We start from the raw sequence: 12,182 nt of genomic DNA, 5'->3' as shown, positions 1-12,182 counted from the left end.
GCGAGCGCAGTCAGGCCAGCAGCTTGACCAGCGCCGCGACGCCGACGCAGACGATCAGGGCCCGAAGGGCCGCGGGCGGCAGCCGCCGGCCGACGCGGGCCCCGATCTGGCCGCCGAGGATCGACCCGGCGGCGATGAGCCCGGCCGCGCCCCAGGCGATGTGGGTGACCGCGATGAAGATCACCGCGGCGATGCCGTTGACGAGCGCGGCGAGCACGTTCTTGGCGGCGTTGAGGCGCTGGAGCGTGTCGGTGAACGCTATGCCCAGTAGGCCGATCAGCAGCACGCCCTGCGCGGCGCCGAAGTAGCCCCCGTAGACGCCGGTGGTGAACACCAGCGCCCACAGAATCGGGCCCCCTGAGGCGTGCGCGCGCCCCGCTCCGCCGCGTGCGCCGCGGGCCGCCTGCCTACGCGCGACCCACGCGGCCAGCCTCGGCTGCGCGACCACCATCACCAGCGCGAGGCCGATGAGCGCCGGGACGATGGCCTTGAAAGCGTTAGCCGGCAGGACGAGCAGCAGGATCGCTCCGGTGAGCCCGCCGAGCAGCGCCGCGCTGCCGAGGAAGAGCAGCCGGGCGCGCTGGCCGCCCAGCTCGGCGCGGTAGCCGTGGATGCCGCTCAGCACCCCCGGTACGAGGCCGACGGTGTTGGAGACGTTGGCGAGCACCGGCGCGTAGTTGAACGCGAGCAGCGTCGGGAAGGTGATCAGGGTGCCGGAGCCGACGACGGTGTTGATCGTCCCGGCGGCGACTCCCGCCCCGAGCAGCGCTGCCGCCTCGGCGATCCCATGGCTCACGGGATCAAGGGTAACGCGCGTGCGTCGGTGTCGAGCAGTGGTCGCGCCCCTTACGCAACGAGGCTTGCGTCACACCGATGCCGTCACGAACGTCGTGGGACCAGTGCACTGTCGTACAGCCGTACAGCGCGGACTACTCGTCGTCGGTGCCGTAGAGCACGTCCGCGGGCGAGAGGCGGCGCGGCCGGCCGGTCGGGGGCCGGTCCTGCGGCGGCGTAGCCGGGATCGAGGCCGCGGGGGCCGTGGACGGGCGCGGGCCACGCGGGCTCGCGGGCTCGTCACCCTCGTCGCCGTCGGCCTGCCCGTTCTCGGCGCCTCCGCCGCCCCCGCCGGGCTGTCCGGGCACGGACATCCTGGTGAACGCCCCGCCGATGCCCTCGACCGCCTTGCCCAGTTCGCTCGGCACGATCCAGACCTTGTTCGCCTCGCCCTCGGCCAGCTTGGGCAGCATCTGCAGGTACTGGTAGCTGAGCAGCTTCGAGTCGGCGTCGCCCTCGTGGATGGCCTCGAAGACCTTCTTGATGGCCTGCGCCTCGCCGCCCGCGCGCAGTTCGGCGGCCTTCGCCTCACCCTCGGCCTTGAGGATCAGCGACTGCCGGTCGCCTTCGGCCTTGAGGATCTCGGCCTGCTTGACGCCTTCGGCCTGCAGGACGGTCGCGCGGCGCTCGCGCTCGGCGCGCACCTGCTTCTCCATCGCCTCGGTGATGTCGCGGTTGGGCTGGATGGTGCGCAGTTCCACGCGGTTGACCCGGATGCCCCAGGGGCCGGTGGCCGAGTCGAGCGCGTCGCGCAGGTCGGTGTTGACTTCGTCCCGGCTGGTGAGGGTGCGCTCCAGGTCCATGCCGCCGACGATGTTGCGCAGGGTGGTGGAGACCAGGTACTCGATCGCCTGGACGTAGTTCTGGATCTCGTAGGTGGCCCGCCGCGGGTCGGTGACCTGGTAGTAGACCACCCAGTCGATGTAGACCAGCAGGTTGTCCTCGGTGATCACCTCTTGCGGGGGGAACGGCACGACCTGCTCGCGCATGTCCACCGTGGCCCGGATGGTGTCGGCTATCGGCACCAGGAACCGCAGGCCCGGCTCGAGGGTGCGCCGGTAGCGGCCGAACCGCTCGACCACCTGGGCGCTGGCCTGGGGCACGATCTGCACCGACCGGTACAGGATGAAGGTGACCGCCAGCACCACGACCAGCACCACGAGAATCGCGGTGACCACGCTCATCCCACAACCTCCCCTGTCGGCGACACCTTCGACAAGCTGTAAAAGCGCTGACGTGCCACCACGATACTGTGATTATGCCCAGCCTGACAGCAGATCAGGCACGCAGATCACAGCACGACGGCGGTGGCGCCGTCGATCTCGCAGACGTGCACGACGGATCCCGGTTCGAAGACGGCGTCGGGGTCGGCGGTGCGGGCGGTCCAGGTCTGCCCGCTGAGCTTGATCTGCCCGGCGTGCGCGTCGACCCGGGCGAGGACCAAGGCGTCGCGGCCGACGAGGGCGGCGACCCCGGTGCGCAGCCCGGGCAGCTCTTGGTGGCGCATGACGGCGGGTCGCAGGAAGGCGATCAGTCCGACGCTGACCAGCGCGAAAGCGGGCAGCTGGCCGTAGATCCCGACGCCCAGGACGCCGAGGACGGCGGCCGCCACGGCGCCGAGCGCGGCCATGGCACAGGCGAGTGTCGCCGTCGCCAGCTCGGCGGCCAGGAATAAGACCGCTGCAACGGTCCACCACACCCACGCCATGCGGTAATCGTACTTGGCCGCGCCAGACTCGGAATGGGACGACCCGCTGCGCGGCGCGGCGGATGCGGGCCCGTGCGGGCCGGTCAGGCGGAAAGCCTCCGAGCCGGATCGGCCGACCGACACTGGGCCGGCTTCGGCGGCTGACCATATTCGATTTCGTGTTCGATGTCCGGCGCCGACGGTTGCCGCGACAAGCCGGAGCGCGCCTTTACCGCCCGCGGGCGTAGAACCGGCCGGCGGCGGACTCCACCACAAGCGGTATGCCGAAACAGGCGGAGAGGTTGTCCGCGTTGAGCGTCAGCTCGATCGGGCCGGAGCCGACCGCAGAACCCTGACGCAGCATCAGCACGTGCGTGAAGCCGGGCGGGATCTCCTCGACGTGGTGCGTGACGAGGATGGTGACCGGCGAGTTCGGGTCGGCGGCGTGGTTGGCCAGGCGGCGCACCAGGTCCTCGCGGCCGGCCAGGTCGAGGCCAGCGGCCGGCTCGTCCAGGAGCAGCAGCTCCGGGTCGGTCATCAGGGCCCGGGCGATCAGCGCGCGCTTGCGCTCGCCGGAGGAGAGGGTGCCGTAGTCGCGCTCGGCGAAGCCCTCCATGCCCCACCAGGCCAGCAGGTCGTCGGCGCGGCCGGTGTCGACCTCGTCGTAGCGCTCGCGCCAGCGGCCCAGCTGCGCGTAGCTGGCGGTCAGCACGACGTCTCGGACCCTCTCGTGCCGCGGGACGCGCAGGTCCACCGCGGCTGAGGTCAAGCCGATGCGCGGGCGCAGCTCGAACACGTCGACCCGGCCGAGCGTGTCGCCGAGGATCGCGGCGGTGCCGCCGCTCGGATGCAGCTGCCCCGCGGCGATCTGCAGCAGGGTCGTCTTGCCGGCCCCGTTCGGTCCGACCACCACCCAGCGCTCGCCCTCGGCCACCCGCCAGTTGATCCCGCTCAGCAGCTTCTTGCCGTCCCGGACCACCGAGACGTCGACCAGGTCGAGCACGTCCGTCATGCGGTCAAACTTATCGGGTCCGGGTTGCCTGAAGGTAGCGTGGGCCCATGCAACAGGAGATCGCCGGCGCGTTTCCGGGGGCGGCGGGCGCGACGCTCGCGGACGACACCCCGACGCTGCTGGTGACGGTGTTCGGGGCGGACCGGCCCGGGGTGACCGCGGCCCTGTTCGACCAGATCCGCCAGTTCGAGGCGCGCACCGGGTACCGCGCGCGGGTCGCCGACATCGAGCAGATCGTGCTGCGCGGCAGGCTCGTGCTCGGCGTGCTGGTCACCGCGCCGCCGGATCCCGCGGACCTGCGCATGACGCTGCACCGGTGGGCCGCGGGGCTGAAGCTGGACGTGGAGATCACCGAGGGGCGCGGGGACAACCGGCCGCGGCGGGCCGGGCGCAGCCGGGTGACCGTGCTCGGGTCCCCGCTGACGGCGGCCGCGCTGGCGGAGGTGGCCGGTCGGGTCGCCGAGGCGGGCGGCAACATCGACCGGATCGTGCGGCTGGCGAAGTACCCGGTCACCGCGATCGAGCTGGACGTGTCGGGCGTGGATCCGGCGAAGCTGCGCGGGGACCTGACCGCGGCGGCGGCGCAGATCGGCGCGGACATCGCGGTGCAGCGGGCGGGCCTGGCCCGGCGGGCCAAGCACCTGGTGGTGATGGACGTGGACTCCACGCTCATCCAGGACGAGGTGATCGAGCTGCTGGCCCGGCACGCCGGCTGTCTCGAGGAGGTGGCCGGGGTGACGCAGGCCGCGATGCGCGGTGAGCTGGACTTCGCCGGGTCGCTGCGGGCGCGGGTGGCGCTGCTCGAAGGGTTGCCGGCGGCGGCGATAGAGAAGGTGCGCGAGGAGGTGCGGTTCACCCCGGGTGCCCGCACGCTGGTGCGCACGCTCAAGCGGCTCGGCTACCAGGTCGGCATCGTGTCCGGGGGCTTCACGCAGATCACGGACGACCTGGCGGCTCGGCTCGGGATCGATTTCGCGGCGGCCAACACCCTCGAGGTCGTCGACGGGCGGCTGACCGGGCGGGTGGTCGGCCCGATCGTGGACCGGCCGGGCAAGGCGGCGGCGCTGCGCAGGTTCGCCGATTCCGCCGGGGTGCCGCTGTCGGAAACGGTCGCGATCGGGGACGGGGCCAACGACCTGGACATGTTGGCGGCGGCAGGTCTCGGGGTGGCGTTCAACGCCAAGCCGGTGGTGCGCGAGCAGGCGGACACGTCGGTGAACGTGCCGTTCCTGGACGCGATCCTGTTCCTCCTGGGCATTCCGCGCGAGGAGGTCGAGGAGGCGCAGCTGTCCTGGGACGGTGTGGAAGGCGTGCCTGAGGTTTAGGCGGTCGCCTCTGGGACGACGCCAGCGGCCGGGCGCGGGCGCAGCAGTGCGGCGAGTCCGAGGGCTGCGATCAGGCCGACTCCGGCGTAGGCGGTCAGGACGAACAGCGGCTGCGCGGTGTGCTGTCCGCCGAAGTAGGCGATCGACCGGGCCGCGTCCGTTCCGGCGCCCGGGGGCAGGAAGGCGCCGATCGCCCGCCAGAACGGCGGGATCAGGGCTCGTGCGTAGGCGCCGCCGGCCGAGGGGTTGCCGAGGATGACGAACAGCAGGACGGCCAGGCCGATTCCGACCACCCCAAAGGCGACCTGGAGCGCGACGGTGACGGCTCCGGCGCCGAATACCAGCAGCGCTCCGACGGCGGCCAGCGGCCAGAACGGGCCGGGCAGCGCGCCGAGGACGTGCTGGACCAGCCAGGCGCCCACGATTCCGGCGACGACCGCGCACAGGGCGAGCACGATGAGGCGGATCGCGGCGCGCATGGGGGTCGCGGGCCGGGCGCCGGCGCTGATGCCAAGGATCGAGGCGATCAGGTATCCGGCGACGGTCCAGCCGACGGCGGCGTAGAAGGAGGACAGGCCGCTGCTGTCCTGGGCGGAGACCCGGACCAGGTCCACGACGCGGACGGTGCGCTCCTGCCGTGCCTCGGCCGCGCTGACGATCTGGATGAGCGCCGAGGAGATCGACGGCCCGGCGGCCGAGGCGATGTACAGGGTGTCCCGGGTCGAGGCGGGGTCGACGATCAGGGCGCCGGTGGTGGTGCGGCTGATGACGCTTGCGCGGGCGGTCTGCTCGTCGTTGACGAGGCGCGGGGAGAGCGGCTGGCCGGGAATCGTGCCGAAGCCGGACAGGACCGGGCCCTGGATCTCGGCCGGGGCGACGACGGCGAACGGGAGGTTCTTGGCGCCGGGGTGATGCAGCCCGCCGACGTACGACAGGATGAAGCCGAGGCCCAGGCCGAGCACGCCGAGGACCAGCAGGAACGAGCGCACGGTGACCGCGTCGCGGATCTCGGCGAGAGCTGTGGGGCGCCGGGTGGGCTGGGCGCCCGTGCCGTCGGCGGCCGGTGGGGCGGGGGTTGGGGGCGGAGGTGGGGGCGGGGCCTCGTAGTTGCCGGGGTGGGCACGCTCCGACTCGCTCATGCGTGCCAGTTTGTCGTACGAACTCGAGGCTTGCTCGTCGGGTTGGCCCGGACGAGCCGTGCGGTACGGCCGGATCGCTGACCGGTCAGCCGTTGTGCGACGCCCAGATCGCGACCAGCACGAGGACCGCGAAGATCACGACCATGCCAAGCGCGACGTACGCGGCCTGGCGGTGCCCGGCGGAGCGGGTCGTCTCGCGCCACTCCCGCGGCGGCCACTCCTCCTCGGCCTCGTCGGCACCGGACCCCTGTTCCGCGGAAGTCGCGTCGCCGTGGGACGCCGCGCCATCGAAGTCGGCACCGTCGAGCTCAGCACCGTCAAGCACAGCATTATCGAGCACAGTGCGGTCCAGCAGCGGGTTGAGGTGCGTGGTCTCGAGGTCCGCGTCGCCGCGAGCCGTGGGTTCGTCTGCCGCCATGCCGTCAGTCTCGCATCCCGGGCGTCCGGTCCGGGCACGGGGTGTCCGGGTCAGTCGTCCTCTTCGGCCAGCTGCTCGATCACCGGCAGCGCGGCGACCAGCGTCGCGTACTGGTCAGGGGTCAGGCGCGCGGCGCGCTCGCTCAGCATCGCGGCGCGCTCGCTGCGCACCTTATCCAATAGGGCGTGCGCGGCCGGAGTCACCGCGATGTGACAGGAGCGGCCGTCCTCGGGATCCGGGATCTTCTCCACCAGCCCGGCCTCCATCAGGCCGCCGACGGTGCGGGTCATCGACGGGGCGGCGACCTTTTCGCGCGCGGCCAGCTCGCCTTGGCGGATGGGTCCGTGCTTCTCGACCGTGACGAGGGCGGAGATCTGAGCGAACGTCAGCTCGCCCGAGGTGCGCTGTGCCAGCCGGCGGTGCAGCCGGCCGACCGCGACGCGCAGCCGCGTGATGTCCTGCGGATCCGGCTGAAGAGTCATCGTCACACACTTTACTCCGCGCCGCGCGGCGCCCGGACCAGCGAGGCGAGGGCGCCGATCAGGGCCATTACGATGGCGAGCCAGAACACGACGACGAGTCCGTCGTGGAAGGGCCCGGCGATCAGGTGCGGGAAGAACTGGCGTCCGGTAAGCGTCGCGGCGTTGTGGGCGGGCAGCGCGTGCAGGACATGTGGCCCGAGCAGCTGTTGGATCGGGTTGTAGCCGAGGAAGGCGGCGAACAGGACGCCGACTGGGGGCAGCGCGGCGACGGCGTGTGCGGCCGAGGCGGGCACGCCCTGCGCGGTCAGTCCGCTGAACAGGGTGGCGGGCAGGCTCGAGGCGAGGCCGATCACCATGAGCGAGAAGAACAGGCCGATCGACAGCACCATGCCCGAGTTCTGGAAGGTGGACCGCATGCCGGAGGCGGCGCCGCGCTGGTGGGCCGGGACGCTTGACATCACCGACGACACGTTTGGCGCGGCGAACAGGCCGGAGCCCATGCCGTTGAGGAAGATCAGCAGCGCGAACGCCGGGTAGCTGAAGTCGGTCGGCAGCAGCAGCATGCCGCCGAAGGTGGCGGCCATCAGCAGCAGGCCGGCGGCGGAGAAGGCGCGGTGTCCGAAGCGGTCGGACAGCCGTCCGGCCATGGGTCCGGCGACGAGGAAGCCGAAGGTCAGCGGGACCAGGTAGATGCCGGCCCACAGCGGGGTCTGCGAGTAGTCGTAGCCGTGCAGGGGCAGCCAGATGCCCTGGAGCCAGATGATCAGCATGAACTGGAGGCCGCCGCGGGCGACGGACATCAGCAGGCCGGCTGCGTTGCCGCTGGCGAAGACGTGGTTGCGGAACAGGGCGAGCGGGAACATCGGCTCGGCCGTGCGCGACTCGATCACGACGAACAGGACGAGCACCGCGACGCCGCCGATCAGCCCGGCCACGATCAGCGGGTTGGTCCAGCCCATGGTGTGGCCGCCATAGGGCTGAATGCCGTAGGTGATGGCCGCGAGCAGCGCGGTCAGGCCGACGCCGAAGGTGAGGTTGCCCCACCAGTCAATGCGGCCGGGCCGACGTGGGGAGAGGTCGTGCAGGGACTTGTAGGCCCAGATCGTGCCGAGGATGCCGATCGGGACGTTGACCCAGAAGACGGAGCGCCAGTCCCAGTCGGCCAGCACGCCGCCGAGCACGAGCCCGAGGAAGGACCCGGCGAGGGCGGCGACCATGTTGATGCCGAGGGCCATGCCGCGCTGGGTGGCGGGGAAGGCGTCGGTGATGATGGCGACGGAGTTGGCCATGATCATGGCGCCGCCGATCGCCTGCACCACGCGCCAGCCGATCAGCCAGAGGGCGCCGTGCCCGCCGGTGAACGGGTCGAGGGACAGGATGATCGAGCAGACGGTGAAGACGGCGAACCCGAAGTTGTAGATCTTCACCCGGCCGAACATGTCGCCGAGCCGGCCCAGGGTGACCACGAGCACGGCCGTGACGAGCATGTAGCCCATCAGCATCCAGAGCAGATACGATACGTTGCCGGCCTGGAGCGGATCGAGCTTGACGCCGTTGAAGATGGCGGGCAGCGAAATCAGCACGATCGAGCTGTTGATCGTGGCGAGCAGCATGCCGAGAGTCGTGTTGGACAGCGCCACCCACTTGTAGTGCGAGTGATCCGGACCGGCGGAGAGCGCGGCGCGGAATCCGCCCCGGGGCTTGGCCGCGCCGGGGCTCAGGGGCGCGTGGGCATCAACAGCAGCGTCGGCGACGGCAGGGACGGAGACGTCGGTGGCTGCGGCGAAAGCGTTGGCGGAGCTGGCAGAGCGTGCGTTGCCCACCTCGCCGAGTCCGTCCGTGCGATCCCTGCGATGCCTATCCTGGGCGGCGATCGGTATATCCGGCGAGGCTCCTGGCGAAGCATCGGCCGACGCGCCGTTCGTGTGGGTGACTTTCGACGGCGTGGTCTCCGCAGCCATCCAGTGTCTCCGTTCCCGCCCGCGATACATAGCTTAGCTAAGCTAATTATATGCCCCGGAGGGCCGACGACCAAGGCGACGGCGTCCTCGCAGGCCGGCGGCGTCGTCGCCGGTCCACTCTCCCACTCACCCCACGTCCGGTCTGCCACGTTCCCTTTTGACCTCTTTGCACTCGTCCGAGCACGCACAGCATCGACGTCACAACATCATGTGATCCAAAAATCAGTGTGCGCTTAGGTCAAGAGCGAGCAAGGAAGGGGCAGGGCCGTTATGTCGTCTTGTATTGTCATCCGCCAATACCAGGCCGCTGTCATATGAGCATGTGAGGTCGGATCCAGCCGTGGGCGCGCACAGCAAGTCGAGGCACGGCGCTGCCCACAAGCCCAGCAGAATCCTTACACAGGCGGTCGAGGCGCAGCCCTGGAGCAGGCGTTATCCCGCCATCACGATCGCGGCGCTCGCCGGGACGATGGTGGGCGCGCCGGGCGGTGTGGCCGCGGCGATGGTGGCCGGCATCGGAGGGGCGGCCGCAGTTGCCCCGCAAACCGCTGTCGTCGCTACGAGTCCGCTGATCGTCGCCCCGCCGAGCCCGTCCGCGAGCGCGAGTGCGAGCCCGACGCCGACCGCGAAGCCCACCCCCACCGCGCCGCCGAACCCATACGCGCACACCACACTGGCGCAGCTTGAGCCGACCGGCTTGTACGGTGCGCAGAGCTACTCCACCGCGATGGCGTCGCAGTGGTCGAACGCGAAGATCATCGTGAAGGTCGCCGAAGAGCGGAAGATGCCGCTTTACGCCGCGGTGATAGCCGTCGCGACGGCCACTCAGGAGTCGCAGCTCACCAATCTGACCGTGGCGACGAACGCGGACTCGCTCGGGTTATTCCAGCAACGCCCCTCTGCTGGGTGGGGTACCGCCGCGCAGCTGACCAATCCGTACTACGCGAGCAATGCTTTCCTCGCCGCGCTCGATGTCTACGCACCGCACTACATGACGCTCAGCCTCTGGGAAGCGGCGCAGGCGGTTCAGCGCTCGGGCTTCCCGACGGCGTACGCGCAGTGGCAGTCCCAGGCCGCGCACATGGTGATGGCGATCGTAAACGGGACCGCGCCGTAGCGGTGGTGGTGGGCCGAGTACGCGGTGTCATCCCGTCGAGTGGGTCTCCGTCATGTCGTCTTTCGCCGCGCACGCCACGCTTCGACGACTTCGCCAGCGTCCAGTGAGTCGACGACTACGGATGGGCCGGCCTGAGGGCTGCGACGAGCCAGAGCAGCACACCGGTTGAATTCGGCGACGGCCTCACGGACTGCAGCTTCGAAGCGGCAGCCTGTGAGTTGGGGGCGGTTCGACGGCGGAGAGCGACAACACCGTGGCGGACGGAAAGCGAATACCGCTGAGGAGGTCAACGACTCGTCAAATTCGAGGGAAGACCGTGACAGATCTGACGGTGATCTCATATGGTCGGCTTCGTGCGCGCGGCAAGCGCCGTCGCAGACGGCACCGAGCGCACCCGCCGAGTCCATATGCGGCGCTGCCACCTGCACGAGAAAGTGCAGAAAGCGGCGTCGCGGAGCCGGGGACCCAAGTCCCTGGGGTGAATCGGCGTATGGTGCGTTCTTGCTATCGCGCCTGCGCCGTAGGGCGTCTCCCTTCCGCCCGAACCCGTCAGCTAACCCGGTAGGCGGTCGGAGGAGAGGCTCGACCTTTATTTCATGGGCGCGCACCGCAAACCCAGAGCAAAACCTGTGACCGTCGCCGCGGTCGTGACCGCCGCAGTCGTCACACCGGTGGGTACCGCAGCGGCGGCCACCTATGGGGGCTTCAGCGCCGTGCCGAGCACCGCGCACGGACTCTCCAACGCCGGCAATCTGCTGGGGGCCAGGGTCGGGGCCGCGTCCATCGTCAAGCCCAAGGTCATGACGTCCACGATCGTCGCCGTGGTGCCCGTGAGCGCGGCGACCACTCCGAAGCCCAGCGCGAGCGCGAGCCCTAGTCCAAGCGCTTCGAAGCCCGCCGCGCCGGCGCCGGCTCCGTCGTCCACGGCTCCCACCGTTGCTTCCGCCGCGAACCAGTACAAGAACGTGACGCTGGCGAGCCTCGAGCCGGCCGGCCTGTACGGCACCCAGCAGTACTTCACCGCGAACGCGGCTCAGTGGGCGAACGCCAAGACCATCGTCGCCGTCGCCGAGCAGCGCGGAATGCCGTTGTACGCGGCGGTCATAGCGATGTCGACGGCGATGCAGGAGTCGTCGCTGACGAATCTCACCGTGGCGACGAACGCGGACTCGCTGGGCCTGTTCCAGCAGCGTCCGTCGCAGGGGTGGGGTACTGCCGCGCAGATCACCGACCCGAGTTACGCCACGAACGCCTTCTTGGCCGCGCTCGAGGTGTACGCGCCGAACTATGCGGACCAGGCGCTGTGGGTCTCCGCTCAGGCCGTGCAGCGGTCCGGATACCCGACCGCGTACGCGCAGTGGCAGGATCAGTCGGCGAAGATGGTGCTCGCGATCGTGAACGGCACCGCGCCCTGAGCCTGGATCAGATCTGATCTGATTCTACCGGACTACCGGCCTACTGCTGTGGCCAGGGGGTCTGTTCCTGAGGCGGCTGCTGCTGACCGTACTGCGGCTGCGACGGGTACTGCTGCGGAGGTGGCGTCGAGCCCTGGTATGGGTACGGCTGGTGACTGGACACAGGGTGCTGCTGCGGCTGGGATTGGGGCTGCGCGTAGTTGCCGCCGGGGCCGGGAACCGGCGGGTGGTAGCCGTTGCCACCGCCGCCGCCTCCCCCGCCGCCGGGACCGTTGTTGTTCTTGCCCCGGGTGATCAGGAACACGATCACGCCGATCAGGACCAGCACCGCGACGCCGAGCCCTGCGTAGAGCCCGATGTTTGACGACTTACTGGGGGATGCCGAGGTCGCCGGGGCGCTGCCCGCCGCGCCGGAGTTCCCGGCGCCGGGTGCCGCGGACGAGACCACCACAGCGGGACCGCCGAGCGGGTTGCTGGTGTCGGTCGACGCCGATGCGCCTAAAGCCTTAAGCGGATCGATGACGCCATAGCCGACGTGGTCATCGACGCGCTGTCCGGTCCCGGTCACCGTGTTGTCGATGATGGCGCGCACGACCTGGCCTCCGGTCCAGTCCGGATGCAGGCCGATGATCAGCGCCGCTTCGGCCGACACCCACGGCGCCGCGTCGCTCGAGCCGCTGACCTGGGTGTACTGGCCGTTGGGGGCCGCGCTCTCGATGTTGACGCCCGGAGCGGCGACCGTCACGTCGCTCCCGAAGTGGGAGTACGGGTCCATGCTGCCGTTCTGGGCGA

General features: G+C 70.4%; 12 protein-coding genes and 1 riboswitch. Of the genes, 3 read left to right on the top strand and 9 right to left on the bottom strand.

Features of this window, described 5'->3' with window-relative positions:
* Nucleotides 1–10 precede the first annotated feature (10 nt).
* The 4 genes from VGZ32_RS06790 to VGZ32_RS06775 form a co-directional block, all read right to left on the bottom strand.
* Nucleotides 11–796: a sulfite exporter TauE/SafE family protein gene (locus tag VGZ32_RS06790; RefSeq protein WP_326884988.1), complete on the bottom strand. Its 786-nt coding sequence runs from the start codon at nucleotides 794–796 to the stop codon at nucleotides 11–13.
* A gap of 133 nt (nucleotides 797–929) precedes the next feature.
* A complete protein-coding gene (locus VGZ32_RS06785; protein ID WP_326884987.1) occupies nucleotides 930–2,018 on the bottom strand; it encodes an SPFH domain-containing protein in 1,089 nt (362 codons plus the stop codon).
* Nucleotides 2,019–2,125: 107 nt separating this feature from the next.
* Complete coding sequence (locus VGZ32_RS06780) at nucleotides 2,126–2,542, bottom strand: NfeD family protein (RefSeq protein WP_326884986.1); 417 nt, start codon at nucleotides 2,540–2,542, stop codon at nucleotides 2,126–2,128.
* A gap of 208 nt (nucleotides 2,543–2,750) precedes the next feature.
* Entirely contained in the window at nucleotides 2,751–3,533 is a 783-nt protein-coding gene (locus tag VGZ32_RS06775) for an ABC transporter ATP-binding protein (protein ID WP_326884985.1), read from the bottom strand.
* A gap of 47 nt (nucleotides 3,534–3,580) precedes the next feature.
* Between VGZ32_RS06775 and serB the strand changes: the two genes are divergently transcribed.
* Nucleotides 3,581–4,858: a phosphoserine phosphatase SerB gene (gene serB / locus VGZ32_RS06770; RefSeq protein ID WP_326884984.1), complete on the top strand. Its 1,278-nt coding sequence runs from the start codon at nucleotides 3,581–3,583 to the stop codon at nucleotides 4,856–4,858.
* Here the strand turns inward: serB and VGZ32_RS06765 are convergent.
* The 4 genes from VGZ32_RS06765 to VGZ32_RS06750 form a co-directional block, all read right to left on the bottom strand.
* The gene (locus tag VGZ32_RS06765) at nucleotides 4,855–5,997 is read right to left on the bottom strand and encodes a hypothetical protein (protein WP_326884983.1); all 1,143 of its coding nucleotides are present in this window, start codon (nucleotides 5,995–5,997) and stop codon (nucleotides 4,855–4,857) included. The genes serB and VGZ32_RS06765 overlap by 4 nt on opposite strands.
* A gap of 85 nt (nucleotides 5,998–6,082) precedes the next feature.
* On the bottom strand, nucleotides 6,083–6,415 hold the full coding sequence (locus VGZ32_RS06760; RefSeq protein ID WP_326884982.1) for a pentapeptide repeat-containing protein: 333 nt from the start codon (nucleotides 6,413–6,415) through the stop codon (nucleotides 6,083–6,085).
* A gap of 50 nt (nucleotides 6,416–6,465) precedes the next feature.
* Nucleotides 6,466–6,897, bottom strand: a complete 432-nt coding sequence (locus VGZ32_RS06755) for a MarR family winged helix-turn-helix transcriptional regulator (protein ID WP_326884981.1) — start codon at nucleotides 6,895–6,897, stop codon at nucleotides 6,466–6,468.
* Between the two features lie 11 nt (nucleotides 6,898–6,908).
* Nucleotides 6,909–8,510 (bottom strand): MFS transporter, encoded by a 1,602-nt coding sequence (locus VGZ32_RS06750; RefSeq protein ID WP_349263520.1) that lies wholly within the window; start codon nucleotides 8,508–8,510, stop codon nucleotides 6,909–6,911.
* 688 nt (nucleotides 8,511–9,198) lie between these two features.
* Between VGZ32_RS06750 and VGZ32_RS06745 the strand changes: the two genes are divergently transcribed.
* Both VGZ32_RS06745 and VGZ32_RS06740 read left to right on the top strand, forming a co-directional pair.
* Entirely contained in the window at nucleotides 9,199–9,975 is a 777-nt protein-coding gene (locus VGZ32_RS06745; protein ID WP_326884979.1) for a hypothetical protein, read from the top strand.
* A gap of 425 nt (nucleotides 9,976–10,400) precedes the next feature.
* A riboswitch (cyclic di-AMP (ydaO/yuaA leader) is annotated at nucleotides 10,401–10,558 on the top strand.
* 46 nt (nucleotides 10,559–10,604) lie between these two features.
* Nucleotides 10,605–11,390, top strand: a complete 786-nt coding sequence (locus VGZ32_RS06740; RefSeq protein WP_326884978.1) for a hypothetical protein — start codon at nucleotides 10,605–10,607, stop codon at nucleotides 11,388–11,390.
* 40 nt (nucleotides 11,391–11,430) lie between these two features.
* Here VGZ32_RS06740 and VGZ32_RS06735 read toward each other — a convergent pair.
* A partial coding sequence (locus VGZ32_RS06735) for a S8 family serine peptidase (RefSeq protein ID WP_326884977.1) occupies nucleotides 11,431–12,182 on the bottom strand: 752 nt, incomplete at its 5' end.

Origin of the sequence: Actinocrinis sp., from assembly GCF_035938995.1 — a bacterium.
GTDB lineage: Bacteria > Actinomycetota > Actinomycetes > Streptomycetales > Catenulisporaceae > DASZGI01.
This window is presented reverse-complemented; position numbering and strand designations above follow the sequence as displayed.

What these genes read in the sequence shown, in the direction of transcription:
- VGZ32_RS06785 (WP_326884987.1), bottom strand. Translation starts at nt 2,018, where the DNA reads ATGAGCGTGGTCACCGCGATTCTCGTGGTGCTGGTCGTGGTGCTGGCG.
- VGZ32_RS06780 (WP_326884986.1), bottom strand. Translation starts at nt 2,542, where the DNA reads ATGGCGTGGGTGTGGTGGACCGTTGCAGCGGTCTTATTCCTGGCCGCC.
- VGZ32_RS06775 (WP_326884985.1), bottom strand. Translation starts at nt 3,533, where the DNA reads ATGACGGACGTGCTCGACCTGGTCGACGTCTCGGTGGTCCGGGACGGC.
- serB (WP_326884984.1), top strand. Translation starts at nt 3,581, where the DNA reads ATGCAACAGGAGATCGCCGGCGCGTTTCCGGGGGCGGCGGGCGCGACG.
- VGZ32_RS06765 (WP_326884983.1), bottom strand. Translation starts at nt 5,997, where the DNA reads ATGAGCGAGTCGGAGCGTGCCCACCCCGGCAACTACGAGGCCCCGCCC.
- VGZ32_RS06760 (WP_326884982.1), bottom strand. Translation starts at nt 6,415, where the DNA reads ATGGCGGCAGACGAACCCACGGCTCGCGGCGACGCGGACCTCGAGACC.
- VGZ32_RS06755 (WP_326884981.1), bottom strand. Translation starts at nt 6,897, where the DNA reads ATGACTCTTCAGCCGGATCCGCAGGACATCACGCGGCTGCGCGTCGCG.
- VGZ32_RS06750 (WP_349263520.1), bottom strand. Translation starts at nt 8,510, where the DNA reads ATGCTGCTCGCCACGATCAACAGCTCGATCGTGCTGATTTCGCTGCCC.